The sequence below is a fragment of the Neobacillus sp. SM06 genome, assembly GCF_050496765.1.
Classification (GTDB): Bacteria; Bacillota; Bacilli; order Bacillales; family Cytobacillaceae; genus JAEVLT01.
This window is the reverse complement of sequence record NZ_JBNWEO010000011.1, coordinates 12,283-37,495: the sequence shown is the minus strand read 5'-3', so window position 1 is coordinate 37,495 and position 25,213 is coordinate 12,283. Positions and strand designations below refer to the sequence as shown.

Below are 25,213 nucleotides of genomic sequence, written 5' to 3'. Positions count from 1 at the left end.
TTTTCTTTTTAGATGCTCCGATGGTAAAATGAAAAAAAGTACAAGGGGGAGGAAGAAAAGATGGAAGCGCTTAAAATTGGGGGAGTTTCGTTGACATGGCTGTCTGGCGGGGTGACAAATCTGGACGGCGGTGCGATGTTTGGCGTTGTTCCAAAGCCGCTATGGGAGAAAAAGTATCCGTGCAATGAGAAAAATCAAATTGAGCTGCCAACAGATCCGATTTTGATTCAAACGGCTGGCAAAAATTTTTTATTGGAATCGGGAATTGGCAAGGGGAAATTAACCGAAAAGCAAAAGCGAAACTATGGGGTTACAAAGGAAGCAGAAATCGAGGCGTCATTGACACAGCTTGGTTTGACTGTGGAAAACATTGATTATGTATTGATGACACATCTTCATTTCGACCATGCGTGCGGGTTGACAAAACGTGAAGCAGATGGCAGTTATTCATCGGTCTTTCCCAATGCCAAGATTATCACCTCAAACATCGAATGGGACGAGATGCGTGAACCGAATATTCGCTCCCAAAATACATATTGGCAAGAAAATTGGGAAGCAATTGCCGGCCAGGTTATAACGTTTGAAAGGGAATGGACGTTTGGACCGCTAAAATTGGTTCATACGGGCGGTCACAGCAATGGCCATAGCATTTTAGTCATTGAAGACGGTGATGAGATTGCCCTTCATATGGCGGATATTATGCCAACACATGCCCATCAAAATGTTCTTTGGGTTCTAGCCTATGATGATTATCCGATGGATTCGATTGCAGCAAAGCAAAAATGGCTGTCGTTCGGTTTGAAGAAAAACGCCTGGTTCATTTTTTACCATGATGCGTATTACCGGGCAGTAAAATGGAGTGAGGACGGGAAAATAATCGAAGATAGCATTAAGAGGGAGCGATAAGACTCGATCGAGAAATGCAATGGATGATTGAAATGTCCGAGAGAACGATTGGTAAGGAAAAAACCCGGTTTTCCTCATGAAACCGGGTTGAGAGTTGAAATTCGCTGAACCTCAAGGATCGTTCCGGTTGCGGCATCTGCAACAAATTCGTATTGCTCATTTGATCCGTTTTCTTGTTTGGTGATACCGCCTCTATATACTTGATAATGGATCATTCCTTTTTCGTAGGGCTCCGCTTCCATTTGGATCCACGATCCGCTGATTGATCCGCTTTTTTTAAACTCATTTTTTACATGTTCCAGCACTTTTTCAGGAACCGCATTTCTTTTTTGACGGATCATTTCTTTAACAGCATATCCACCCGCCAATCCAATGGCAACCCCATAAACAAATGATTTCCAGTTCACTTTTTTTGTACCTCCAAACATTTCCTGCTTTTTACTTTAGTATAGCTTATTCTGCGAGCAGAACATACTAAAACCATCATCTGATTGAAATGGTGGCAAGCGGTATGAACTTTCTGTAAAATGAACCTATACATTAAATGAAAACTCGCCGACTGGCGAGTCCTTTGGACGAAGGTAGAGGCGTAGTTGAATTTATGCGTTCAGAATTTATCCATATAAATTCTGGTGATTAGCAAAAAAGGGAGCTGTTTTCATGAATGACCAAACAGTAAAGCTTTTTAAAACATTAACAGAATTAAACGGTGCACCGGGTAATGAGCATTCTGTCAGAAGCTTTATGAAAGAGCAGCTGTCACTGTATGCAGATGAACTGGTTCAAGACAAACTTGGAAGTGTTTTTGGGGTGAAGAAAGGCAATGGCCCGACTGTCATGGTCGCAGGACATATGGACGAGGTCGGTTTTATGGTCACCTCCATCACTGATAATGGCATGCTGCGGTTTCAGCCATTGGGTGGCTGGTGGAGTCAAGTATTGCTTGCCCAGCGCGTACAAATTATCACCAAAAACGGACCCGTCATCGGTGTCATTGCTTCGATTCCTCCGCATTTATTGGATGAGGCGAAGCGAAATAAACCAATGGAGATCAAGAATATGCTGATCGATATTGGTGCTGATGACCGAGCTGATGCTGAACGGATCGGCATTAAGCCAGGACAGCCGGTTTTGCCAATCTGTCCGTTCACCCCGATGGCAAACGGGAAGAAAATCATGGCAAAAGCATGGGATAACCGCTACGGTTGCGGCCTTGCAATTGAGCTTTTGCAGGAAGTAAAAGATGAGACACTGCCGAATACCCTTTATTCCGGTGCAACGGTACAGGAAGAAGTAGGCTTGCGTGGCGCACAAACAGCAGCAAATTTGATCAAACCTGATATTTTCTTTGCGCTCGATGCGAGTCCTGCCAATGATATGTCCGGGAAAAAAACCGAGTTTGGCCAGCTCGGAAAAGGGGTACTATTGCGAATCTTGGATCGTTCGATGGTCACGCATCGCGGCATGCGGGAATTTGTTCTGGACACGGCTGAAACGAATAAAATCCCCTATCAATACTTTGTTTCACCAGGAGGCACTGATGCAGGCAGGGTTCATCTGTCAAATGAAGGCGTTCCGAGTGCAGTAATTGGAATTTGTTCTCGCTATATCCATACACATGCTTCCATCGTCCATGTCGATGACTATGTCGCAGCAAAAGAATTGCTCATTAATCTTGTGAAAGCTTGTGATCAAACAACAGTCGATACCATTAAAGCAAACAGCTAAGGTTAAAAACCGATAAAGATTCAGAAAAAGGAGGCGGCTTTAGGGTATGCCTCCTTTTCATTATGGAAAAAATAGGAGTGATGATGACAATGAAAATTGTAATTGGTTCAAAAAATCCGGCAAAAATTCAAGCCGTTCAAAATGTCTTTCAAGCAGCCGAGGCTGAATTTATTTCACTCGATATCCCATCGGGGGTCAGCGAGCAGCCCTTTTCCGATGAAGAAACGATTCAAGGTGCGATTAATCGGGCAAAAAATGCATTAAAGAGCGGAGAAGGGGACATCGGGATCGGTCTTGAGGGTGGCGTGCAAGAAACAAGCCAAGGCTTAATCTTATGCAATTGGGGCGCCCTTGCGACAACAGAGTTTGATCCCTTTATTGCCGGGGGAGCGCGGGTGCTTCTCCCTATCGAGATTGCCAATCGCCTAAGAGCGGGCGAAGAGCTTGGACCGGTTATGGACGATTATGCGAAAAAGCAAAATGTCCGCAAAACAGAGGGAGCGATTGGCATTTTTACAAATGGAAAAATCAGCCGGGCCGAAATGTTTACCCACATCATGGGCATGCTTGTCGGCCAATACGAATACAAATTAACCATGATGAAAAAGCATTGAGTTCATTATTCGACACGAACATTCGACAAGTGGAGTTGTCAGCTATTCGGGAAAAAAGGTATGATAGACATAGGAGTTACGAACTATCAAGGAGGAGACCATGAGAAAACCATTCAAACTGGTGTTTCTTGCGCTGATCCTGATGCTGGCGCTCGGAGCCTGTTCCAGTCCATCTGTTAAGAAAGAAAGCGCGGAGGCCGTAAAAGAAGCAAGAACCATTTTAGCAGAACAACCGCGGAAGCCAAATCAAAACAGTGGCGGAATGGAGTTTTACCTTCCATTTGGCTTTAAAATAGTGTCGAAATCACCGAACAATCTTATTTTAAAAAAGGGCTCAAAAACGTATATTCTGTTTGTCAATCCGAAAGAAAAAGCGCTGAGTGATGTAATGTACAAAGCTTCTGGCGCCCAGTACAAAAAGCTTGCTGCAAACGAAAAATTCACAAGTCAAAACAAGCTTGGCTATGTGTTAATTGCGCCAATTAAAGACGATCTCAATGAACTGACCGTCGGAATTGGCGGGTCCAAACTAACGACCGAAACAAACAATGCAAATTTGAAAGAAGAGGCAAGAACGATGATGCGGATCATCCACTCACTAAAAGTGACAGGACAGAAATAGATTGCAAATGATTGGACGAATGAGGGCATCCCTTGTTATCATTTTGATGGAAGTACGGGTTTAATACGATATTGGGGGCTTTTATAGATGAAACATTTAGAATCAGTTGAGCAGTTTGAAGATTTACACAATGGGGGAAAAACGATTTTTATGTTTTCGGCAGCATGGTGTCCGGATTGCCGCTTTATTGAACCGTTTATGCCGGAAATTGAAGCAAAATTCCCTGAATTTACTTTTGTTCACGTCGATCGTGATGACTATATTGACCTATGCCAGCAACTGGATGTGTACGGTATACCAAGCTTTATTGGCTATGAAAACGGGAAAGAGCTTGGCCGTTTTGTTAGCAAAGACCGGAAAACACAGGAAGAAGTTGAAAACTTTATTTCCGGCTTAAAAAAATAACGGACCATAACCTCTCCATCTCATCATGAGGTGGAGATTTTGTTTACATTGAAACGAGGAGGGAAGAATGTGAAGATGGATAGTTTGAAAATGAAAAAGGAACTCGAGAGACGCTTGGCATCTGCTGAACGAACCATCCGATACGACAGGGAAAAAGAACAACTACGTATTGAAAATAAATCAAACGGCAAAGGAATTACCATTTCTGTGGCCGACATTGCGGCAAAATGGCATACTGAAAAAGAAAAAGCCATTAACGAAGTCGTGTATTACGTTGAAGAAGGGCTTCGTGCCATGGATAGTCAAATCCAGTTTCCAGGGCATGAAAAAACGATTTATCCGGTTATCCGGTCTACCTCTTTTCCGACAGAAACAAACGAAGGCGTGGCGTTCCTTTTTGATGAACATACAGCGGAAACAAGAATTTTCTATGCCTTGGACATGGGTAAGACCTACCGGTTACTTGATTTAACTATGCTTGAACGAGAGGGATGGGCAGCGAACAGGGTGAAAGAAATAGCCTTATTTAATGCCAGATCGTTGCCGACGCCCTTAAAAGAGGACCATGTTGCCGGGAATCTGTTTTATTTTCTCAATACGAATGACGGGTATGATGCAAGCCGGATTTTAAACAAAGGTTTCTTAAATGATTTTGAAAAAAAGATCACCGGGGAAATGCTGCTTGCGGTCCCCCATCAAGATGTGCTGATTATTGCGGATATCCGTAATCAAACCGGGTATGATGTGCTGGCACAGATGACAATGAGCTTCTTTGCAAGCGGACATGTGCCCATTACCGCCTTATCGTTCGTATATGAAAACGGCGAATTGGAGCCTATTTTTATTTTAGGAAAAAGGCGAAACTAAACGTTTCCACCAAGAGACCGTCTAAAACGGTCTCTTGGCTTTTAAAAAGGAATTTTCAACCAAATTGTATATAAAATGTCCTATTCTTCGATTTTCTGTCGAATTTTTCGCAAATACTGCTAAAATAGAATGATAGATGATGGTAGAAAGAGTGATAGTTTTTGAGTTGGATCCAAACGTTTTTTCAACTGTTCAAAAAAAATGAACACGAAAATAATCCAGGGGAAGATGAATTTTATCCGGAACCACATGAGGACGAGTTGGTAAATCGGCAACATCAGACAAAAGAAATGGATGCCCGGATCGCGTACCAATACCCGAAGGGGAAATTTCGCTTTCCGATCATTCCGGACGAAGCAATTGGGCATGAGAAAAGAAAGCCAAAGCAGACGCAGCCTTTGGTAAATCAGGAGAAAAGAAAGCCAAAGCAGGTGCAGCCGCCGGTAAATCAAGAGAAAAGAAAAGAAAACGATCCGCCATTGAAAAAACAGCCAAGTCCGAGAGTGTTTAGTACTGCTCCGTTTCGGCCAACTGAAATCCCTTCACCCATTTTTGGGTTTCAGCGGCCCAAAAATAGCAGCGAGCCAATCGAACATGTGCTGAGCGATTTTTCACCGCCCCTTGAAAGCCAAGTTCCGCAGATGGCACAGTGGGAGGAAGAAGAAAGGGAAAGAACGGAAGAAAAAATCAGTCAAACAAACACAGATGTTTTCCCGGCAAAAAGGCAAGATCACGGCCATGTAAATGAAAGTTCAGCATTGGTTGAAGAAATAGTTGAAAATGAAGTACTGCAGCCGGGAGAAGAGACCTTCGTTTCAGTTTCTGCGGGGAACGAACCGAAAGAATCAGAAGAGTCGTTGGAACCGAAAAAACAGAGAAGGCAGCATCTTCCATTCAATGTCATGATGCTCAAGTCAGATAAGAAAAAATGGGATGAAAAAAAGAAACACCCATGGCTTTCCGAAAAAATAGCTGCCCACCAAACTGCCGCAGCAACGGAGGAACATTGTCAAGCAGAAACAACATCAAAGCCTGCGCAAATCATTGAAAAAAAGGAAGCAAGCAATCCTTTACGTTCAAACCTTTTGCAACAAGAGAATCAGTTTACTAGACCAGTTTCAGAACAAATGATCCAGTCGGAAGAAGTCAAAGGCTCGTATCAATTTCCCGCAGTTAACCTCCTTCATCCGCCCGTTGCGGAAACAATGGATTTTGAATGGGTAGATGGACAAACGGATTTGCTAAACAGGACGTTGCAAAATTTTAATGTTGGGGCAAATGTTGTCAATGTCACGCAAGGCCCGTCCGTAACCAGGTTTGAAGTTCAGCCGGAGCCGGGTGTAAAAGTAAATAAAGTAACAAACTTGACCGATGATATTAAATTGAGCCTTGCCGCCCGCGATATTCGGATTGAGGCGCCAATCCCGGGAAAACATACGATTGGGATTGAGGTTCCAAACCAGAAGTCCAGACCGGTATTGATTCGTGAAATCATTCAAAGCGAAATCTTCAGGCAATCTTCATCGCCTTTAACGGCTGTTTTAGGTCTTGATATTTCGGGAAAACCGATTGTCACTGACTTGAAAAAAATGCCGCACGGTCTGATTGCTGGTGCAACTGGATCGGGAAAAAGTGTCTGCATTAATTCGATTCTCACCAGTTTGATGTTTAAAGCAAGTCCCAATGATGTAAAACTTTTATTAATTGATCCAAAAATGGTCGAGCTGGCACCGTATAACCGCATCCCGCATCTTGTCAGTCCCGTGATCACGGACGTTAAAGCAGCGACGGCTGCACTGAAGTGGGCAGTAGATGAAATGGAGCGCCGGTACGAGTTGTTCGCTCATACGGGTGTCCGCGACATCAACCGCTTTAATGAACTGGCACAAGAACACAAAAGATATGCGGACAAGCTACCGTTTATTGTGATTGTTATCGATGAATTGGCGGATTTAATGATGATGTCGCCTGCAGATGTTGAAGAAGCGATTTGCCGAATCGCCCAAAAAGCAAGGGCTTGCGGCATTCATTTGATCATCGCGACTCAAAGGCCTTCCGTCGATGTCATTACTGGGCTCATCAAAGCAAATGTTCCGACCCGGATTGCGTTTTCTGTTTCGTCGCAAATCGATTCCCGAACGATCATTGATATTGGCGGTGCGGAAAAACTTCTTGGGCGCGGGGATATGCTTTTCTTAGAGAACGGATCTTCCAAGCCTGTTCGCTTACAAGGGACATTTGTTTCTGATGAAGAAATTGATACAGTTGTTGCGCATGTTCGTGAGCAGCAGGAACCGGACTATTTATTCGAACAAGAAGAGCTTTTAAAAAAAGCGCGAATTTCCGATGAAGAAGATGAGCTTTTCTATGAAGCATGTGAATTTGTGGTGGAACAGGGAGGAGCGTCAACATCCAGCCTGCAGCGCCGCTTTAAAATCGGTTACAACCGTGCCGCAAGATTAATGGATTTAATGGAGCAGCAAGGATTTATCTCTGGGGCAAATGGAAGCAAACCGCGGGAAGTTTACATTACCCCGTCTGATCTTGAATCGATCCAGGAAGCGAATTAACCCGTAGTTACGAGAGCAAAAAGGCGGAAATAAAACAAGTGGAAGATTGAATTCAAACAGTAAAAACCAAATAGTTTTTACGAAGGAACAGTGCTATAATAGTTAAATGTGATTGACATACTCAAAAGTTTTCTATTTTAGGGGCAGGCTAATGTGCATCGAAAGAGCTTTAGGGGGTACATAAATCTGTAAAAAAATCATGCGGTAAACCGCCCATCGCTTTTCATGGTACAATTAGCAAATACAGACAGATGTCATATACTGTTCTAGAGATAGACGTTGGTTGGAGGTTCTTATATGACTATTTACCATTTTGTAGGTATAAAGGGGTCCGGAATGAGTGCTCTGGCACAAGTACTGCATGATATGAATTTTCAAGTGCAGGGTTCCGATGTCGAAAAACGATTTTTTACGCAACAAGCCCTTGAACAATCAGGAATAAAGATCCTTCCCTTTCAAAAGGAAAATATTCAGCCGGGAATGACCATTATTGCAGGAAATGCGTTTCCTGATACACATGAAGAAATTCAAGAGGCTATGAAGCTGGGACTTCCAATTGTCCGTTACCATCGCTTTTTAGGAGATTTCATGCAAAACTTCACAAGCATCGCTGTGGCGGGGGCTCACGGTAAGACGTCAACAACGGGGTTGCTTGCACATGTGATGAAAGGGGCTAAGCCTACTGCCTTTTTAATTGGCGACGGTACAGGCAAAGGCGAGGAAAATGCCGAATACTTTGTATTTGAGGCCTGTGAATACAGAAGACATTTCTTATCCTATTTTCCAGACTATGCGATCATGACGAATATAGATTTTGATCATCCTGATTATTTTGCCAATATTGACGATGTCTTTTCCGCTTTTCAAGAAATGGCTCTCCAAGTTAAAAAAGGAATTTTTGCTTGTGGTGATGATGAACAGCTGCAAAAGATTCAAGCGAAGGTGCCTGTGCTTTTCTACGGTTTCGGGGAAGAAAATGATTATCAGGCAAAAAATGTGGTGAAGACAACAGAAGGGACAACTTTCGATGTGTTTATTCGCAACAATTTTTACAATACCTTCTCAATCCCGACCTTTGGGGATCACAATGTGTTAAATTCATTGGCCGTTATTGCCGTATGCCATTACGAGGAAATCAATGCGGATGTCGTAAAGCAAAACTTGTTGACTTTCCATGGGGTAAAAAGACGGTTTTCTGAAAAGAAAATGGGTTCGCAAATCTTAATTGATGATTATGCCCACCATCCGACTGAAATTAAAGCAACGCTGAATGCAGCAAGGCAAAAATATCCTGAACAGCAAATTGTCGCAGTCTTCCAGCCGCATACTTTTTCGCGGACGCAAGCTTTTTTAGGTTATTTTGCCGAAAGTTTAAGCATGGCGGATCAAGTTTATTTATGTGAAATATTTGGTTCGGCCCGTGAAAATCACGGAAAGCTGTCCATCAAAGATTTACAGGAAAAAATTGCGGGTGCGGAAATCCTTTCAGAGGAAAACACAGCTTTACTCCAAAAACATGAGAACAGTATCATTATTTTCATGGGAGCCGGAGACATTCAGAAGTTTCAAGAAGCATATGAAAAACAAATATCGTAACGAAAAACTCGCCATTTCCTTGGCGAGTTTTTGATTTACCGTAACGCCTTTGCCGAAATATATGATACAATTCTTCTGTAGTGAAGTAGCCGGAAAAATGTGCATTTGTAAGTATATTCCATTACTAGGTCCGTAATGACGGCTTATTGTTGTTGTTTAGATCAAAACAGGTTGGGTAATACATAATAAAAGTTAGATTATCGTGGAGGTGCCAAGTATGCAAATTATCTTGTATTTAAGTGTTGCTTTGATTGCAATTGCGTTCCTTGTCCTAGTGATTTTTTTAGCAAAGGCATTGCAATCGCTGAGCTTGACGTTAGAAAGTGTCTCAAAAACATTAGATGGTTTGGAAAAACAGCTGAACGGGGTAACAAATGAAACAACGGTGCTTTTACATAAAACAAATGCCATTGCCGATGATATTCAGCAAAAATCGGAAAGTTTAAACAGCGTTGTGGATGCGGTAAAAGATGTGGGGGCAACCGTCAGCCACTTTAATCAAACATTGCAATCGATCAGTTACAAGGTGGACAAGCAAGTAGAGCAAAATAAGGATAAACTCTCGCAAGTCATTCAGTGGGGAAATGTTTTAATGGAGTTAAAGGACAAGTGGAAAGAACGAAAGCAGAAAACGACTGTTTCAGAACATGAGATTATGGCAAGTGAGCGTGTTAATGCTCGTTCAAATTAATTTTTATAGGAGGATTTGGATTTATGGCCAGCAGGGAATATGAGACGCGCGAAAATCATCAAAATAGAACGGCCGACGAAAAGAAGGGTGGAAACAAATTTTTGCTTGGCGCGTTTATCGGCGGGATTGCCGGTGCCGCTGCCGGTATGCTGCTTGCCCCTAAAGCGGGAAAGGAGCTTCGGAGCAAATTAAATCAACAGTTGAACAGACTGATGGATCAATCACTGCAGCTGCGGGGATCCTTTGTTCCTGGGAAACAGGATATACCCGAAGACAGTGCACCAACAGCCTATATTTCTTTAGAACCGGTCAAGCCTGATCATGAAGCGGCCGTCAACGAAATGATGGATAGCGATGAAGAAGTGCAAAGAAGGCTGGAAGAAGCCAAGCGGGCATTGGAGGAAGAAGAGAATCGGATTAGCGTGAAATAACTTTTTGGCTAATCAAAATGATTTGTTTACCGAACGGTGAAGTGGTAAAATGGCTTCACCGTTTATTTTTGGAGGGATTGGATCAATGCTAAAAAAACTCGATTCGGTTGAACAGTTTGATGAACTTGTAGAAAAAGAGGAAAGATTTTTCTTAATGAAGCACAGCTTAACATGTCCGATTAGTGGAGCGGCATACCAGGAATATCAAAAATATGCTGAAGGACAACAGCAAATCCCAACTTATTTTCTTGCTGTCCAGGACGCAAGACCGCTATCAAGTGAAATCGAGGATCGTTTTCAAATCAAACATGAAAGCCCGCAAGCGATTTTATTTGTCAACGGCAAGCCCGTATGGAACACATCACATTGGAAAATAAAAGTAAAGTCATTGGAAGATGCAGCGAAAGAAAATGAATAAAAAAAATGAATTCAGGGTAAAACGGTCACTAGGAGCTTCCCGAATGCCCGAATCACCTGTTTTTCGCGTCAAAACGGTCACTAGAGGCTTTCCTAATCCGCTAAACTAAAAAGGACCGGGCGGATTGTGCCCGGTTTTTCTTAATAAACTTTCTCAGCAAGAGGCCAGACGATTTTTAGATCATCCCCAGAATTAACTTGATCATAAAAAGTTGTTGGCTGGTTGTTTTTTAATAAAATGTACGGCCCGGTTGTTTTTTCCGGTACTTCAATTTCAACTTGGCGGAAGAGATCCTGGAAAATAAACGGATCTGATGGATGATCAACAATCGTCAAGTGGTCACCGCTAAAAAGCTCGTCATTTTCTTTCAATGCATGACCGTCACGAATAACGTCAGCCGCTTTTTTCGATAGGGTCATTTGTTTGCCATTAAAAAAAATGGGGATGCTTTTTTCAAGCTGAATGTTTTTCCATTCGGCAAATCGTTTTACTGTTACTTTTTTTCCATTCACCATTTCAATCCGATCCGTGTCTTGAACTGGCGCATTTTTTGTTGTTTCAGCTCCATTAAGCAAAAGTTTACCGCTCGCAAAGGGAACTTCCATTTCTATTCCATTCACCGTCAGATAAAATGGTTCAAGAGCTGTAAAATCATCTGCCCGGTCAATATGTTCAAGCAGCTCTTCAATCGTTTCGGGGTGCCTATAAATAATTTCGTCGCGATCTTCGACCATTTTGGTGTTTGTTGTTACTACCCCATTGCAGATAACAACTGGCGAAATTTCCAATGCCTCTCCATTTACTGTTAAATTACTATTGGGAATATGATCAATTAAATCTTTAATTTGCAAAGCGGTTGGCTGTCCATCTGCTCCTTTTTCAACAATGATTTGATCGCCATTTTGGACGGGATCGTCAAGCGAACAAGACTTGTCATTCAGTAATAGAATTGGAGCTTCCCCGAGCTTTCCGGGAATTGTTACCATTTGATTGTTAAGCGTGACGATTTTTGCAAGCCCCGGCTTTCCGTATAGTTTGCTCATCTTTATTCCCGCAGTGATAAGGCTATCTCCTACCGTTACTTCTTTGATATCAAAAAGGCGTACTGGATTCCCATTTACATTTATTGAAACATATTGCACAGGGGTGCTTTGTGCAGCAATTGCAATTCCGATCGGCGTGACAAGCTCAGGGCCTCTTTGGATGTGCTCGGCAATGGTTAACGAGGAGATCGCATCAATTCCCCTAATGGCAACACGATTCGCCGGGAGTTGCAAAATGGCTGCCATTTTTTCCGGTAGCTTCGGGGTTAAACTGCCACCGCCAACAAGCATAACCGCTTTTGGCGGTTTATTGTTATTTAGCCGGCTAATTTCCTGGCAGATTGCTGCAGCAAGATGATCCAAGGCCGGGTTGATTTGGCTGATTACCTCAGGGCTTTCTATAGTTGTCTCAAAACCAAGGATATCGGTAATGGTGATTTGTTCCTTAGTGTTCAGCTCCCTTTTTGCTTGTTCTGCAAGCGGAAAGTCCAATAAAAACTGATCGCTAATGGCTTCGGTGATTTCATCCCCGGCAACTGGTACCATTCCATATGCCACAACGGTACCGGAGTCCGTAATCGCAATATCGGAAGTCCCTGCACCAATGTCCACCAAGGCAACATTTAAACGGCGCATGGAAGGAGGGATGAGGACGTTAATCGCTGCGATTGGTTCAAGTGTTAAAGCCTCCATCTCCAATCCCGAACGATGGAGAGCAGCCATTAATGACTCGACGACAACTTTTGGGAGAAAGGTAGCGATGATTTCCGCAGATGCTTCCGTTCCTTGTTGATCAATTAAGTTGCCAATTTCTTCTCCATCAAGATGGTAGTAAAGAACGGAATAGCCGACGCAGTAGTATGTATGACTTTGAGTAGAAGACTGTTTTTCGGCCACTTTTGCTTGAGCTGACTGGACAGCAGTTAACTCCAAATGAAGGATATCCTGTTTGAGCATCATCGGTTTGCCCTGAATGGAAACGACTGCTTTAGCTCGTTCTGTTTTTAATGATCTGCCCGCTGCTGCAACGCAAACATTGTGTAGCGAACCATGCTTTTCTTCTAATGCTTCCTTAATTCCGGTAATTACTTTTGAAACGGCCAAAACATCATGGATTTGACCATCAAGCATGGCCCGTTCTGCATGCTCTTTCGATAAGATATCAACAACTTGAAAAATTCCGTCCATTTTTTCGAGAATAATTCCAACTACTGAGCGGGTTCCGATATCGAGTGCAAAGATTTTTTTATTTTTTTGCAATTTTTCGTGCACCTTCTTTTAAAAATGACATATAATACTTTAACGCTTAAAAGCGTTTAATTGATAAAGAAAAAATACGTGACAAAGAATAATATTTCCGCTATAATAAAGCCTAATTATATAGAAAATGTAACATATTTTTATGGAGCAATAAAGATAATTCCCATAATGGGGCACTGAAACAAGGGTACAATCAGTTATCCGTTTCAGAATTTTTTACATTCATTTTAATTTGAAGGGGCGGGAAGAAAATGGGCAATAAGGAATTGGATCAATTAAGAGCGCGCGTCGATGAACTGAACTTGGAATTATTAAAACTGATTAATGAGAGAGCGCAGCTTGTACAAGAGATTGGCCGAGTAAAAGAAGGGCAGGGGGTTTACCGCTACGATCCTGTTCGTGAACGCAAAATGCTTGATATCATCAAAGCGAATAATGATGGTCCGTTTGATAATGCAACGATCGATCATATCTTTAAGGAAATTTTTAAAGCCGGCTTGGATTTGCAAAAAGATGACCACAGCAAAGCATTGCTTGTTTCCCGGAAGAAAAAATCTGAAGATACGATCGTTACCCTAAAAGGGGAACAGATTGGCGATGGAAACACGCATTTTGTGTTTGGTCCATGTGCCGTCGAGTCGTATGAACAGGTTGCCACTGTTGCGAAAGCGATGAAAGAAAAAGGTTTAAAATTGCTGCGCGGCGGTGCCTACAAACCAAGAACTTCGCCATATGATTTCCAAGGTCTCGGTGTAGAAGGCTTGAAAATTCTAAAGCGTGTTGCGGATGAGTTTGATATGGCTGTGATCAGCGAAATTGTTAATCCGGCCGATATTGAAATGGCGGTTGATTATTTGGATGTCATTCAAATTGGTGCGCGCAATATGCAAAACTTTGAACTTCTAAAAGCAGCAGGAGCTGTGAATAAGCCAGTTCTATTAAAAAGAGGACTTGCTGCAACGATTGAAGAATTCATCAATGCAGCCGAATACATTATGTCCCAAGGAAATGGGCAAATCATTTTGTGCGAGCGGGGAATTCGTACTTACGAGCGGGCAACGCGGAATACTCTAGACATTTCTGCAGTTCCGATTTTGAAACAGGAAACGCATCTACCAGTTTTTGTGGATGTGACTCATTCAACAGGCAGAAGGGATTTGCTGTTGCCAACTGCTAAGGCTGCGATTGCAATTGGAGCAGACGGCGTAATGGCTGAAGTTCATCCGGATCCTGCTGTTGCCCTTTCGGATGCACAGCAGCAAATGGATCTCGGTCAATTTGATGATTTTTATCAGCAATTGCTTTCTTCCAACCTCGTTCGCGTGTAAATTTACCTCACGAACATAAGCCTTCTGCTCTTTAGCAGGAGGTTTTTCAATTTTTTTTGCAAATAGACATAAAATGTCGACTATTGTAATTGCGGCATTAAACTTCTTATCGTATGATTAAATACATAATACAGATTGTTTATTTTCTCACAATAAAAGAAGAACAACCTCGTTTTGATGGAAGGGGAATTTTTCCATCAGCAAGATTGGTATATCCAAAATTTTCAAGGTGTTTTTCTGTTAGGGAAAATGACTAGGTTTATGTATCCTGCTGTAAACTAAAGAAAAGAAACGTTTTGTTTTGAAGGAGAGTGCAAGAATTGAACATCACAATATATGATGTTGCCAGGGAAGCCAATGTCTCGATGGCAACGGTTTCGCGTGTAGTCAACGGAAATCCGAATGTTAAACCTGTTACCCGTAAAAAAGTATTAGAAGTTATTGAACGATTGGGCTATCGGCCGAATGCTGTCGCAAGAGGATTAGCGAGCAAAAAAACAACTACCGTTGGCGTGATCATCCCCGATATTTCCAGCATCTTTTATGCTGAATTAGCCCGCGGGATTGAAGATATTGCCACCATGTATAAATACAATATTATTTTAAGCAATTCAGACCAAAACAAGGAAAAAGAATTGCATTTATTAAACACGATGCTCGGCAAACAAGTTGACGGAATTGTCTTTATGAGTGGAAATATTACCGAAGAACATGTGGCAGAATTTGAAAAATCGCCTGTTCCAATTGTGCTCGCCGGATCAATAGAGGAATCAAAGACCATACCTTCTGTCAATATTGATTATGAACAAGCTGTTTTTGATTGTGTCAATGAATTTATTCAAAAAGGCCACAAACAGATTGCCTTTGTAGTCGGTCCGCTTCATGAGCCGAAAAACGCTGCTCAAAAGCTAAAAGGGTATCAGCGCGCTCTTGCAGAACACAATATTCCGTACAACGAGGAACTGGTCGTTGAAGGGGATTACACGTATGATTCCGGTCTTGAAGCGTTTGATAAGCTGATGGAAGCCGCCGAGCGTCCTACTGCAATCCTGGTTGGTTCGGATGAAATGGCACTTGGTGTCGTGCACGGTGCAGAAGATAAAGGATTTAAAATTCCCGATGATTTCGAAGTGATTACTTCTGATAATACTCGGCTTTCATTGATGGTTCGGCCTCAGCTGACAACGATTGTTCAACCGCTATACGATATCGGCGCTGTTTCCATGCGTCTATTAACAAAGCTAATGAATAAAGAGAAAGTTTCAGAAAACACGGTCGTACTCCCGCACCGTATTGAAGAGCGAAAATCGACGAAATAAAGGAAGACAAGCTACGGATGCTCTACTCGTAAGCGGCTTAAGATACAGCAAAGAAGCTTTCTTCAATCATTAAATAACAGGCTGGCACGTGGTCAGCCTGTTTTTATATCGATGATTCACTTTCTCGCGTTTGGCTGCGGATCGGATAGAGCGCTTTTTCCAGTGTACGTAAGTTTTTTTCCGTGATTTCCGCTTTTCTCGGAATGGGCGGGTATAAATCGGCGGGATCGTCCCATTCGTTTGGAAGTTGTATCGGTGCCTGTTTTTGCCAGAATTCAAGCCAATCGGCTGGTAAACTTCCGTAGCAGTTTGAGTATTCAGTCATTTCAAGCCAAATGAGTGCCCATGCCCTCGGCACTACCCGCCAAATATCGTACCCACCGCCGCCCACTGCGATCCATCGCCCTTCGCAATATTGATGAGCAATTTCATGAGCGAGTTTTGGAATTTCCCGATAACTTCGCATGGTTGTTGATAAATGGGTTAAAGGATCATCATAATGGGCGTCTGCTCCATTTTGCGTCAAAATCACATCCGGTTTAAAAAATTTAGCGACTTCTTTGATTGCATTACGATAGCAAAACAACCATGAATCATCCTCTGTGAAGGCATCAACGGGAATATTAAAAGAAAAGCCGTAGCCTTTGCCTTGGCCTCTTTCATTAACATTTCCAGTACCCGGAAACAAATACCGACCAGTCTCATGAATCGAAAGGGTACAAACATTCGGATCGTCATAAAAAGACCATTGGACTCCATCGCCGTGATGGGCATCGGTATCGACATAAAGAACACGTTTATTGTACTTTTCTTGGATATACTTGATTGCCACAGAACTGTCGTTGTATACGCAAAATCCGGAAGCTTTTCCGCGAAAGCCGTGATGAAGACCGCCGCCAAGATGAACAGCATGCAGAGCTTTGCCTGTCATGACTTGATCAACTGCCGTTAGCGTTCCTCCCACAAGCATGGCGCTTGCTTCGTGCATATTCGGGAAAATCGGTGTATCCTCGGTTCCAAGTCCGTAGCTTTCAGCCGTTTCTTTTGATAGATTGCCTTGGCCAGCCAGTTTAACGGCTTGAACAAAATCTGGATCATGAATAAGAAAAAGTTCATCATCGGATGCTTTTCTTGGTGCGATGATGTTCTTTGGATCTAAAGCATTGATTCGCATTAACAAATCAACGGTTAGTTTTAGCCTGTGCTGGTTGAAAGGATGGTGGCTATTAAACTTATAGTTTAACAGCTCTTCCGAAAACACAAAGGAACAGCGGTCTTTCATAATGAAATCCCCGGCAGGTTGGGCCACAGCACATGATGTCCAGCCAATTTTAAATCATGGATTAAACCGGTTGGATTCATCATTCCTACTCTAATAACCAATATTTTGTAATTGCTGTCCTTTTTATCCGGATAGACAAGTATGCTTAAAATATTGGCATGACGGTTGCGGATGATTGCCGAAATATCACAAAGGACACCTGTAATGTTCGGTACCCTTACTTCAATTTGTGAGCCTGGATGGTGGGCACCCGTCAATTCAACCATTGTCCTAAGTAAATCCGTTTCCGTGATAATTCCAACAAGCTGTTTGTCTTTTGTAATCGGCAGGCATGTAAGCCGGTGGTCGTAGAAAAGCCCGGCGACTTCCTCGATAAAATCGAGCGGGTGTCCGAAGATAACATCTTTTTTCATAATGGTTTCCAACGGTTTTTGCAAGTCTTCCAGGTGTTCTCCTGCATGGAAAATCGAAGGACCGGCCTCCCGTATTCTTGATGCGGTTACAAGGCCCACTAGATGGTTTTCTTCATTGACAATCGGAATATGGCGAATTTTTTTCTGTTCCATTAAACGCAGTCCTGCTTCAATCGTATCGGTAGGCAACAGCGTTGAAACATTCGTCCGCATAATTTCTTCCACGATCATCCGAATTCTCCTCCCTTTGTACGCTATCATCTAATACATAAATCGGTTCATAAAACGGAGTCTGTCAAATTGCTGAATGGAATCATTGCTGACCCTTTTTCCAATTCTAGCCATCAGGCAGTTTGCTGGATGTGAACAAATTTCCGGGTCGTCAGTGGCATACCAGACAAGTCCGCCAGCATTCATCATTTTTTCCATCACCTTGCGATATTCCCACACATTTAATCCGGTTCCTTTTAAATCCCAATGCCAATAATATTCTGTTGTAATAATGATATAGTCTTCCATCGCATCGTCCATCATGGAAACAATCAGAAGGTTTTTTCCGACCGAGCAGCCTCGGAATCGAGGGATCACTTCGATTGCCCCCAATTCAATTAAATCCTCCATTTTTCCTTCAGACCATCGCTCAAGCGGATCGGGATAAAGATAGGTAACATAACCAACGACTGTTTGCCGGTCACGGGCAATCAGAATTCTTCCTTCTTCAAGCTCAGCTATGCCAATTAGCGCTTTGTGCTGTTGGGCAGGAGGGCGAAATGCTGTCAAGTCTTCATGAAATTCGTAACTAGCCAATTCTGCGGGGGAAATCGGTCCCTCAATAATGAGGGTTCCATTTGGCGTTTTTAATTCTTTGGCATTGTATGTTTTTTTGTGCTTCATTTTGTCACCGCCTAAAAATCGCATAATTACTTCTATTATACATAAATTCTTCCTATTAAAAGCGTTTTCACATATTTTTTAGGGGGAATTGTAAAAGATTTATGACATTTCTGAAAGAAGGTTTTAATAAGAATTATTCAATAGACAATTTTAAAAATTGAGAATATATTCTATTTGTACTATAATAATATCAAACGCGAACAAAGGGGGAGTATGAATGAAAGTGGAGGCTTTACCGGTCTTGCAAGGGGAGCATAATTTAGGGAATTACGAAAAAACGTACGAACAATTTGATTGGAAAGATGCCGAAGAAGAATTTTCCTGGCATGAAACAGGTCTTGTCAATTTGGCGTATGAAGCGATTGACCGCCATGCCGAAAATTTCCGCAAAAATAAAGTCGCTTTATATTATCGAGACGGCTCACGCAACGAGAAATACACGTTCAAAGAAATGAAAGAGCTTTCAAACCAAGCGGGGAATGTGTTAAAAACATATGGAGATGTGGAAAAAGGGGACCGCGTCTTCATCTTTATGCCTCGGTCACCAGAGCTTTATTTCACGGTATTGGGCGCAATTAAGCTTGGAGCCATTGTCGGGCCTTTATTTGAAGCATTTATGGAAGGCGCGGTTAGAGACAGACTTCTAGACAGTGAGGCAAAGGTGCTTGTAACCACTTCGGAATTGCTTGAGCGTGTTCCTGTTGCCGAACTTCCTTCGTTAAAGACCATTTTTGTTGTGGGAAAAAATGTCCAAGAGAATGAGCAGACGATTGACTTTCTAAATAAATTTTTTGTGGCAAGCAAGGATCTGGAAATTGAATGGGTGGACCGCCATGATGGACTAATTTTACACTACACATCCGGTTCAACAGGAAAACCAAAAGGCGTTTTGCATGTACATAATGCGATGATTCAGCATTATCAAACAGCAAAATGGGTTCTTGATTTAAAAGAAGAAGATGTCTATTGGTGTACAGCTGATCCTGGATGGGTGACAGGAACATCATACGGAATTTTCGGCCCATGGTTAACGGGTACATCAAATGTGATTGTCGGTGGCCGCTTCAGTCCGGATATCTGGTATAAAATGATTGAAGATTTTGGTGTAACCGTATGGTATAGTGCGCCTACCGCCTTTCGGATGCTAATGGGAGCCGGCGATGAGGTTGTCAAAAAATATAATTTAAGCAGTCTGCGCCATATTTTAAGCGTAGGGGAGCCGCTGAATCCGGAAGTAGTCAAGTGGGGGATGAAAGTCTTTAACTTGAGAATTCACGATACATGGTGGATGACCGAAACAGGCGCCCAATTAATTTGCAATTACCCGTGCATGACAATTAAACCTGGATCCATGGGCAAGCCGCTTCCAGGCATTCAGGCAGCGATTGTCGATGATCAAGGAAATGAGCTGCCGCCCTATCGCATGGGCAACCTTGCCATTAAAAAAGGCTGGCCATCGATGATGTACACGATATGGAACAACAAAGAAAAATATGAATCTTACTTTATGCCTGGCGGCTGGTATGTATCCGGCGACTCTGCATACATGGATGAAGACGGCTATTTCTGGTTCCAGGGTCGGATTGACGATGTGATCATGACTTCCGGTGAGCGGGTAGGTCCGTTTGAAGTCGAAAGTAAGCTGGTCGAACATCCAGCAGTTGCAGAAGCCGGTGTAATCGGAAAACCAGATCCGGTTCGCGGGGAAATTATTAAAGCTTTTGTCTCCCTAAGGGATGGCTATGAGCCTTCTGATGAGCTGAAAGAAGACATCAGACAGTTTGTAAAAAAAGGTTTGGCTGCCCATGCGGCTCCGAGGGAAATTGACTTCCGCGATAAGCTTCCAAAAACACGAAGCGGGAAAATTATGAGACGGGTACTAAAAGCTTGGGAACTCGATTTGCCGACTGGCGATTTGTCGACAATGGAAGATTAAAACGGACCAAAACAAAAAGACCGGGTTGCCGGTCTTTTTGTTTTGGTCAAACTATGGAGCGATGCCGATTTGAACGACATTGGATGGAACGGATTCATTACCGGTAATATCAACCGCTGTCACATAGTAGGCTCCTTCAGCTACTGTGAAAGAAAGGGGAGTGCCATTTTTAATGCTGGCAACTTTTTCGGGGATTGCAGCCATTTTGTACACTCGGTACCCGATGATGTCGCTATCCGCAACTGGAGCCCAAGCAATCGTGGTACCGGTAGCAGTTAAGTTGACCGGATCAGGTGCTTTGCCATTTTCTTTCAGCTCCGCATCGGGGATAAGGACTTTATCCCACCCACCCGTTTTTGGAATCAGTTGACTGTAATCTTTGAAATCAGGCCCAACAAGCCTTTTGATAAAATCTGGATTGAGGATGACTCCCTGTTGGGCAAAATCATCTGGGGTAGAGCTGTTGGCTATATATTTTTTTCCGCCAATTTCTACATATTTTCCATTGATTAAACTGTCGTCCACTTTTGTTGGTGCAAATTTTGCATTGAAATAGTCACTTCTAACGAATCCTGCACTGGAGCAGGCTTCTGAAGGAAGCAGCCCGGATACAGCACAATAAGATTTCTAACGATCCCATCCGGCATTTTAGACTGCTGTTTCGGTGCGATCACTCCCGGCTTGGCGGCATATGCTGAGTTGATCAGCGCTGCCCATAAATTATTCGTTCGTTGGCTGTAAGTTAAATTGCCATGTGCTTGCAATGATTTTGGCGTATCATAGCCTGTCCAAATCCCAAATGTAATATTGGGGTTGGTAGCGACAAACCAGGAATCAATATAATCTGTCCCCGTACCTGTTTTCCCTGCCCAATCGGCTTGAAAGTTTACTTTTGAATTAATTCCGGCTGCAGTTCCTTTTTTGACAACATCCCGCATCATATCAAGGGTCAAAAATGCTGTTTGTGGGCTGAACACATCAACTGGTTTTCCCTTATGCTGGTAAACCACATTTCCCTGTTTATCAATAATCTTATCGATTAAATAGGCATCGATAAATTTTCCGCCGTTGGCAAACGTTGTAAAGGCGTTTGTGTTTTCTTCAACGGTCACCCCATTTTTAATGGAACCGATCGCAGCTGCAAGGTTGGTAAAATCATCTTTCGCAAGCGAGGTAAATCCCATTTTTTCCAAGTATTTTGCCGGTGATTGATCAATGATGTCTTTATACAACTTAACGGCCGGGACATTATACGATTTTGTCAACGCGTATCGTGCTGAGACCAACCCGCTGTAACGTTTATCATAGTTATGCGGCCAAGGACTATTTGGGTTTCCTGGGTTAAGTTTTAAAGCAACATCGGGGAGGACAGAACCCGGCGATGCTTTGCCCAGTTCAAATGCCGGTGCATAGACGAGCAGCGGCTTCATCGTTGACCCATTTTGCCGGATGGAGCTTGTTGCATGGTTCAATTGTTGCCGGTTATAATCTCTTCCCCCGACAAAACTGAGAATTTTTCCCGTTTTATTTTCAATCAACATTGCGCCCACTTCAACAGGCTGCATGATCGTTTTATTTTCGCCTGTTTCCGAGTCTTTCACTGTTTGCGGTTTATCAGGACCGTATGATTTGTACTGGTCTTTTGCTTGCTGCATTGCATCATAAATCGATTTATCGATTGTTGTATGAATTTCGTACCCTTTTTGCCGCAAATTCCGATTGGCTAAAGCAAGGTACTTGTTTTGGATATCTTTATCTTTATTTACTGTTTCTTCTGAAACACCGTCTTTCTGGGCCAGCACCGTAGCAAGAGCTTGAATGGCCCGTTTTTCAATTTCGAATGTCAACCATGGATATTTCTCCACCGGATTCTCTGCTGGTTTTGTGAAATCTTTTGTAATATCGTATGCAGCAGCTTCTGCGTATTGCTTTTTATCGATGTAACCGCTGTCGTACATTCTTTTCAATACGGTTTTCATTCTATCAATCCCGGGCTTGAGATTGTTCTTTATTTTTCCGTCCCGCGTAAATGGTGTGTAACCGAATGGGCTTTGCGGCAGTCCGGCAATAAAAGCAGCCTCCGGCAAAGTGATCTCCTTCGCGTTTTTGCCAAAAATCCCCTTTGCTGCTGCCTGTACGCCAGCAATATTTCGGCCAGAAGCATTTCTTCCAAAAGTTGAAACATTTAAATATGCTTCAAGAATTTGCTTTTTGCTAAAAAATTTCTCAAGCCGAAGGGCAAGCAGAATTTCATTTGCTTTCCGCTGAAAGGACACTTCATTTGATAAAATTTGATTTTTAATTAATTGCTGTGTTAATGTACTGCCGCCTGTTTGAACAGAAGAATTGGTTATCTCTTGTACAACCGCTCTGAAAATTGACTTTGGAACGACTCCGTTGTGCTGATAAAAATATTCATCCTCTGTGGCGACAATGGCATGAATCAAATCATCGGATACTTGATCAAGCTTTACTTCTTCACGTTCAAGGTCAGATCGGAGCTTTCCTAAATACATGTTATCGGCAAAATATAAATCAGATGTTTCGGTATAATTATAAATATCTTTTTTCATGCTTTCATAAGAGTGGATCGGTTCATTCTGAACGAGGGAAGCAAAATACCCTGCACCAACGCCTGTGGCAAAAGAACCGCCAAGAATTAGGACAATAAGAAAAAGTAGAATAAGATTCCAAACGACCTGATACGTTATCCGAGCATTTTTCTGTATTTTTTGGCTGTTCAGCCGGCTTATAGCCGCCATTGCTTTTTTTACCCATAAATGTATCGTCTCGATTAAGCAGCACCCCCTAAAATCATCATTATTATAGCATACCCGAAACAGAAAATTTGACATCTTTCTGCATTATTCTGAAACTTTCATGTCTTATTTGACAGGGGGATTACAAATATGATAAAAAATATGCTATAGTTAATTTAATATCATGCTGTGAAGGGAATCAACGGTAGTTCTTCTGTCCCTGTTTTTAGAGAACCGGCGGCTGGTGAAAGCTGGTACAAATAGAAGAACGAATTACATCCTGGAGCTTTTGCCGTGAATGTAAGAGTAGCGGTGAACGGTTATAACCGTTATTTTTCAAGGTGGAGGATTTTCCTCAAGCCGGGTGGTACCGCGCGTTTTTAGCGTCCCTGCAAAATGTTGCAGGGACGTTTTATTTTTGATTGGAGGTTGACAGACGTGGAGTTATTGCAGGATTTAGCATGGAGAGGGATTATTTATCAGCAAACCGATGAGGAGAGTTTGAAGGATCTCCTGAAAAAGGAAAAAATTTCGCTGTATTGTGGGGTTGATCCAACGGCCGACAGTTTGCATATCGGGCATTTAGTTGCCTTTTTCACACTCCGTAGGTTTCAAATGTATGGCCACCGTCCGATTGTACTTGTCGGCGGGGCAACCGGGCTGATTGGGGATCCGAGTGGAAAAAGCGAAGAACGAAAGCTGTTAACACTGGAAACGGTTCAGCAAAATGTTGAGGGAATTAAAAAACAGCTTGCTGCCATTTTTGAGTTTGAAGGCGAGAATGGCGCAATTCTGGTGAATAATTACGATTGGGCCGGTTCCATGGATATCGTTACGTTTTTACGCGATATTGGCAAGCATATTGGGGTCAATTATATGCTGGCGAAAGACACAATTGCATCGCGTTTGGAAACAGGGATTTCATTTACGGAATTTACCTACACCATTTTGCAGGCAATGGATTTTCTGCATTTGTATGAGGATCATGATTGTAAACTCCAGATTGGCGGGAGTGATCAATGGGGCAATATCACATCCGGACTGGAACTGATCAGAAAAATGCATCCGGAAGGTTCGAAAGCGTATGGGTTAACCATTCCGCTTGTCACAAAAGCAGATGGAACGAAATTTGGCAAAACAGAGGGCGGAGCTGTATGGCTTGATCCGGAAAAAACGACTCCTTACGAGTTTTATCAGTTCTGGATCAACACCGCTGATGCTGATGTGGTGAAATATTTGAAGCTGTTTACGTTCCTTTCCCATGAAGAGATTGAACAACTGGAAAAGAGTGTCCAAGAAGAGCCGCATCTTCGCAAAGCGCAAAAGACGCTGGCAGAAGAAATGACCCGGCAAATTCATGGCGAGGCAGCACTTCACCAAGCAATGAAAATTTCAGCCGCCCTGTTCAGTGGTGATGTAAAAGAGCTATCCGCTGCTGAGATTAAACAAGGTTTCAAGGATGTGCCTTCATTTGAAGTAAAGACTGGTATGGATGTAAATCTTGTTGAGGTGCTGGTAGCTGCCAAAATTTCTCCATCGAAGCGCCAGGCTCGTGAAGATGTTAGCAATGGAGCAGTGTCTGTAAATGGGGAACGGGTAACGGATCCGACCTATACTTTGGGTGAAAGCGACCGAATTGAAGGACAATTTACAATCATTCGCCGGGGGAAAAAGAAGTATTTTCTAATTAAATATTAGAAAGGAATACGTTTTTGTAAAAAAGAAAAGGCCAAATTCATCACGAAATGGCCTTTTCTAATGGCTAAAATGAAATTGTTCGTTGCAATGGCTCTTTAACGGCCTTGCTCAACTAAACTGCTAACCGGTACGTTTTGTTCTTTGTCTGGATGATCGAGGGGATAAACCCTTGCTGTATGATCTTCGTTCACATGCTGAATGTAAACCGGTTTTCCTTCATACGTTACTTTTATCATATTTGGGGAGTCGAAAATCTGTTTTGCCCGATTTTTGTCCATATTTCTTTCCTCCTTTTTATTGTCCATCAGTAGTATGGCTCCAAAATGTTTCTCTATTCTGGATTTAATTTTTTTTGCAGATTATTCGCTGTTGGGTACAATTCAAGTACGAAATCCTTTTATTTTTTTGAAAAGTATGGTATTTTAATAAAGAA

The 25,213-nt window shown here is 42.5% G+C and carries 21 protein-coding genes, 1 pseudogene and 1 other annotated feature; of the genes and pseudogenes, 15 read left to right on the top strand and 7 right to left on the bottom strand.

The window, feature by feature from the left end; all coding sequences use genetic code 11:
• The first annotated feature begins 60 nt into the window (after nucleotides 1–60).
• Nucleotides 61–906: a YtnP family quorum-quenching lactonase gene (locus tag ACQYAD_RS03455; RefSeq protein ID WP_430235581.1), complete on the top strand. Its 846-nt coding sequence runs from the start codon at nucleotides 61–63 to the stop codon at nucleotides 904–906.
• 74 nt (nucleotides 907–980) lie between these two features.
• On the opposite strand, the gene ACQYAD_RS03450 is transcribed toward ACQYAD_RS03455, so the two are convergent.
• Nucleotides 981–1,313: a PepSY domain-containing protein gene (locus ACQYAD_RS03450; RefSeq protein ID WP_430235578.1), complete on the bottom strand. Its 333-nt coding sequence runs from the start codon at nucleotides 1,311–1,313 to the stop codon at nucleotides 981–983.
• Between the two features lie 253 nt (nucleotides 1,314–1,566).
• Between ACQYAD_RS03450 and ACQYAD_RS03445 the strand changes: the two genes are divergently transcribed.
• From ACQYAD_RS03445 to ytxJ, 10 genes are all read left to right on the top strand, one after another.
• A complete protein-coding gene (locus tag ACQYAD_RS03445) occupies nucleotides 1,567–2,634 on the top strand; it encodes a M42 family metallopeptidase (RefSeq protein ID WP_430235575.1) in 1,068 nt (355 codons plus the stop codon).
• Nucleotides 2,635–2,723: 89 nt separating this feature from the next.
• Nucleotides 2,724–3,248 (top strand): DUF84 family protein, encoded by a 525-nt coding sequence (locus ACQYAD_RS03440; RefSeq protein ID WP_430235573.1) that lies wholly within the window; start codon nucleotides 2,724–2,726, stop codon nucleotides 3,246–3,248.
• 100 nt (nucleotides 3,249–3,348) lie between these two features.
• Complete coding sequence (locus ACQYAD_RS03435; RefSeq protein ID WP_430235571.1) at nucleotides 3,349–3,870, top strand: hypothetical protein; 522 nt, start codon at nucleotides 3,349–3,351, stop codon at nucleotides 3,868–3,870.
• A gap of 87 nt (nucleotides 3,871–3,957) precedes the next feature.
• Nucleotides 3,958–4,275 carry a thioredoxin family protein gene (locus tag ACQYAD_RS03430; protein ID WP_430235569.1) on the top strand — a complete coding sequence of 106 codons (318 nt, stop codon included), beginning with the start codon at nucleotides 3,958–3,960 and terminating at the stop codon, nucleotides 4,273–4,275.
• A 75-nt stretch (nucleotides 4,276–4,350) separates the two neighbouring features.
• A complete protein-coding gene (locus ACQYAD_RS03425) occupies nucleotides 4,351–5,142 on the top strand; it encodes a DUF1444 domain-containing protein (RefSeq protein ID WP_430236093.1) in 792 nt (263 codons plus the stop codon).
• 290 nt (nucleotides 5,143–5,432) lie between these two features.
• Nucleotides 5,433–7,712, top strand: coding sequence for a DNA translocase FtsK (locus ACQYAD_RS03420; RefSeq protein WP_430236092.1), 2,280 nt, complete (start codon nucleotides 5,433–5,435; stop codon nucleotides 7,710–7,712).
• A gap of 297 nt (nucleotides 7,713–8,009) precedes the next feature.
• Nucleotides 8,010–9,308 (top strand): UDP-N-acetylmuramate--L-alanine ligase, encoded by a 1,299-nt coding sequence (gene murC / locus ACQYAD_RS03415; RefSeq protein WP_430235567.1) that lies wholly within the window; start codon nucleotides 8,010–8,012, stop codon nucleotides 9,306–9,308.
• Nucleotides 9,309–9,525: 217 nt separating this feature from the next.
• On the top strand, nucleotides 9,526–9,999 hold the full coding sequence (locus ACQYAD_RS03410; protein ID WP_430235565.1) for a DUF948 domain-containing protein: 474 nt from the start codon (nucleotides 9,526–9,528) through the stop codon (nucleotides 9,997–9,999).
• 23 nt (nucleotides 10,000–10,022) lie between these two features.
• A complete protein-coding gene (locus ACQYAD_RS03405; RefSeq protein ID WP_430235562.1) occupies nucleotides 10,023–10,430 on the top strand; it encodes a YtxH domain-containing protein in 408 nt (135 codons plus the stop codon).
• An 85-nt stretch (nucleotides 10,431–10,515) separates the two neighbouring features.
• The gene (gene ytxJ / locus ACQYAD_RS03400) at nucleotides 10,516–10,848 is read left to right on the top strand and encodes a bacillithiol system redox-active protein YtxJ (RefSeq protein ID WP_430235559.1); all 333 of its coding nucleotides are present in this window, start codon (nucleotides 10,516–10,518) and stop codon (nucleotides 10,846–10,848) included.
• A gap of 140 nt (nucleotides 10,849–10,988) precedes the next feature.
• On the opposite strand, the gene ACQYAD_RS03395 is transcribed toward ytxJ, so the two are convergent.
• Entirely contained in the window at nucleotides 10,989–13,151 is a 2,163-nt protein-coding gene (locus ACQYAD_RS03395; RefSeq protein WP_430235557.1) for a cell division protein FtsA, read from the bottom strand.
• Nucleotides 13,152–13,402: 251 nt separating this feature from the next.
• On the opposite strand from ACQYAD_RS03395, the gene ACQYAD_RS03390 reads away from it, so the two are divergent.
• Nucleotides 13,403–14,479: a bifunctional 3-deoxy-7-phosphoheptulonate synthase/chorismate mutase gene (locus tag ACQYAD_RS03390; RefSeq protein ID WP_430235555.1), complete on the top strand. Its 1,077-nt coding sequence runs from the start codon at nucleotides 13,403–13,405 to the stop codon at nucleotides 14,477–14,479.
• Between the two features lie 320 nt (nucleotides 14,480–14,799).
• Nucleotides 14,800–15,798, top strand: coding sequence for a catabolite control protein A (gene ccpA / locus ACQYAD_RS03385; protein WP_430235553.1), 999 nt, complete (start codon nucleotides 14,800–14,802; stop codon nucleotides 15,796–15,798).
• Nucleotides 15,799–15,901: 103 nt separating this feature from the next.
• On the opposite strand, the gene ACQYAD_RS03380 is transcribed toward ccpA, so the two are convergent.
• The 3 genes from ACQYAD_RS03380 to ACQYAD_RS03370 are packed head-to-tail and all read right to left on the bottom strand — an operon-like array spanning nucleotide 15,902 to nucleotide 18,387.
• Complete coding sequence (locus ACQYAD_RS03380; protein WP_430235551.1) at nucleotides 15,902–17,080, bottom strand: acetoin utilization protein AcuC; 1,179 nt, start codon at nucleotides 17,078–17,080, stop codon at nucleotides 15,902–15,904.
• Complete coding sequence (locus tag ACQYAD_RS03375) at nucleotides 17,077–17,724, bottom strand: acetoin utilization AcuB family protein (RefSeq protein ID WP_430235549.1); 648 nt, start codon at nucleotides 17,722–17,724, stop codon at nucleotides 17,077–17,079. The genes ACQYAD_RS03380 and ACQYAD_RS03375 overlap by 4 nt, the downstream gene beginning before the upstream one ends.
• Before the next feature lie 30 nt (nucleotides 17,725–17,754).
• The gene (locus ACQYAD_RS03370; RefSeq protein WP_430235546.1) at nucleotides 17,755–18,387 is read right to left on the bottom strand and encodes a GNAT family N-acetyltransferase; all 633 of its coding nucleotides are present in this window, start codon (nucleotides 18,385–18,387) and stop codon (nucleotides 17,755–17,757) included.
• Nucleotides 18,388–18,604: 217 nt separating this feature from the next.
• On the opposite strand from ACQYAD_RS03370, the gene acsA reads away from it, so the two are divergent.
• Nucleotides 18,605–20,323: an acetate--CoA ligase gene (acsA, locus tag ACQYAD_RS03365; protein ID WP_430235544.1), complete on the top strand. Its 1,719-nt coding sequence runs from the start codon at nucleotides 18,605–18,607 to the stop codon at nucleotides 20,321–20,323.
• Between the two features lie 51 nt (nucleotides 20,324–20,374).
• Here the strand turns inward: acsA and ACQYAD_RS03360 are convergent.
• Nucleotides 20,375–23,085 (bottom strand): annotated as a pseudogene (locus ACQYAD_RS03360) (transglycosylase domain-containing protein).
• A 177-nt stretch (nucleotides 23,086–23,262) separates the two neighbouring features.
• Nucleotides 23,263–23,476: a binding site (T-box leader), on the top strand.
• Between the two features lie 44 nt (nucleotides 23,477–23,520).
• Here ACQYAD_RS03360 and tyrS point away from each other — a divergent pair.
• Nucleotides 23,521–24,780, top strand: a complete 1,260-nt coding sequence (gene tyrS, locus ACQYAD_RS03355) for a tyrosine--tRNA ligase (protein ID WP_430235542.1) — start codon at nucleotides 23,521–23,523, stop codon at nucleotides 24,778–24,780.
• A 95-nt stretch (nucleotides 24,781–24,875) separates the two neighbouring features.
• On the opposite strand, the gene ACQYAD_RS03350 is transcribed toward tyrS, so the two are convergent.
• Complete coding sequence (locus ACQYAD_RS03350) at nucleotides 24,876–25,058, bottom strand: H-type small acid-soluble spore protein (protein WP_430235540.1); 183 nt, start codon at nucleotides 25,056–25,058, stop codon at nucleotides 24,876–24,878.
• Between the last annotated feature and the right edge of the window lie 155 nt (nucleotides 25,059–25,213).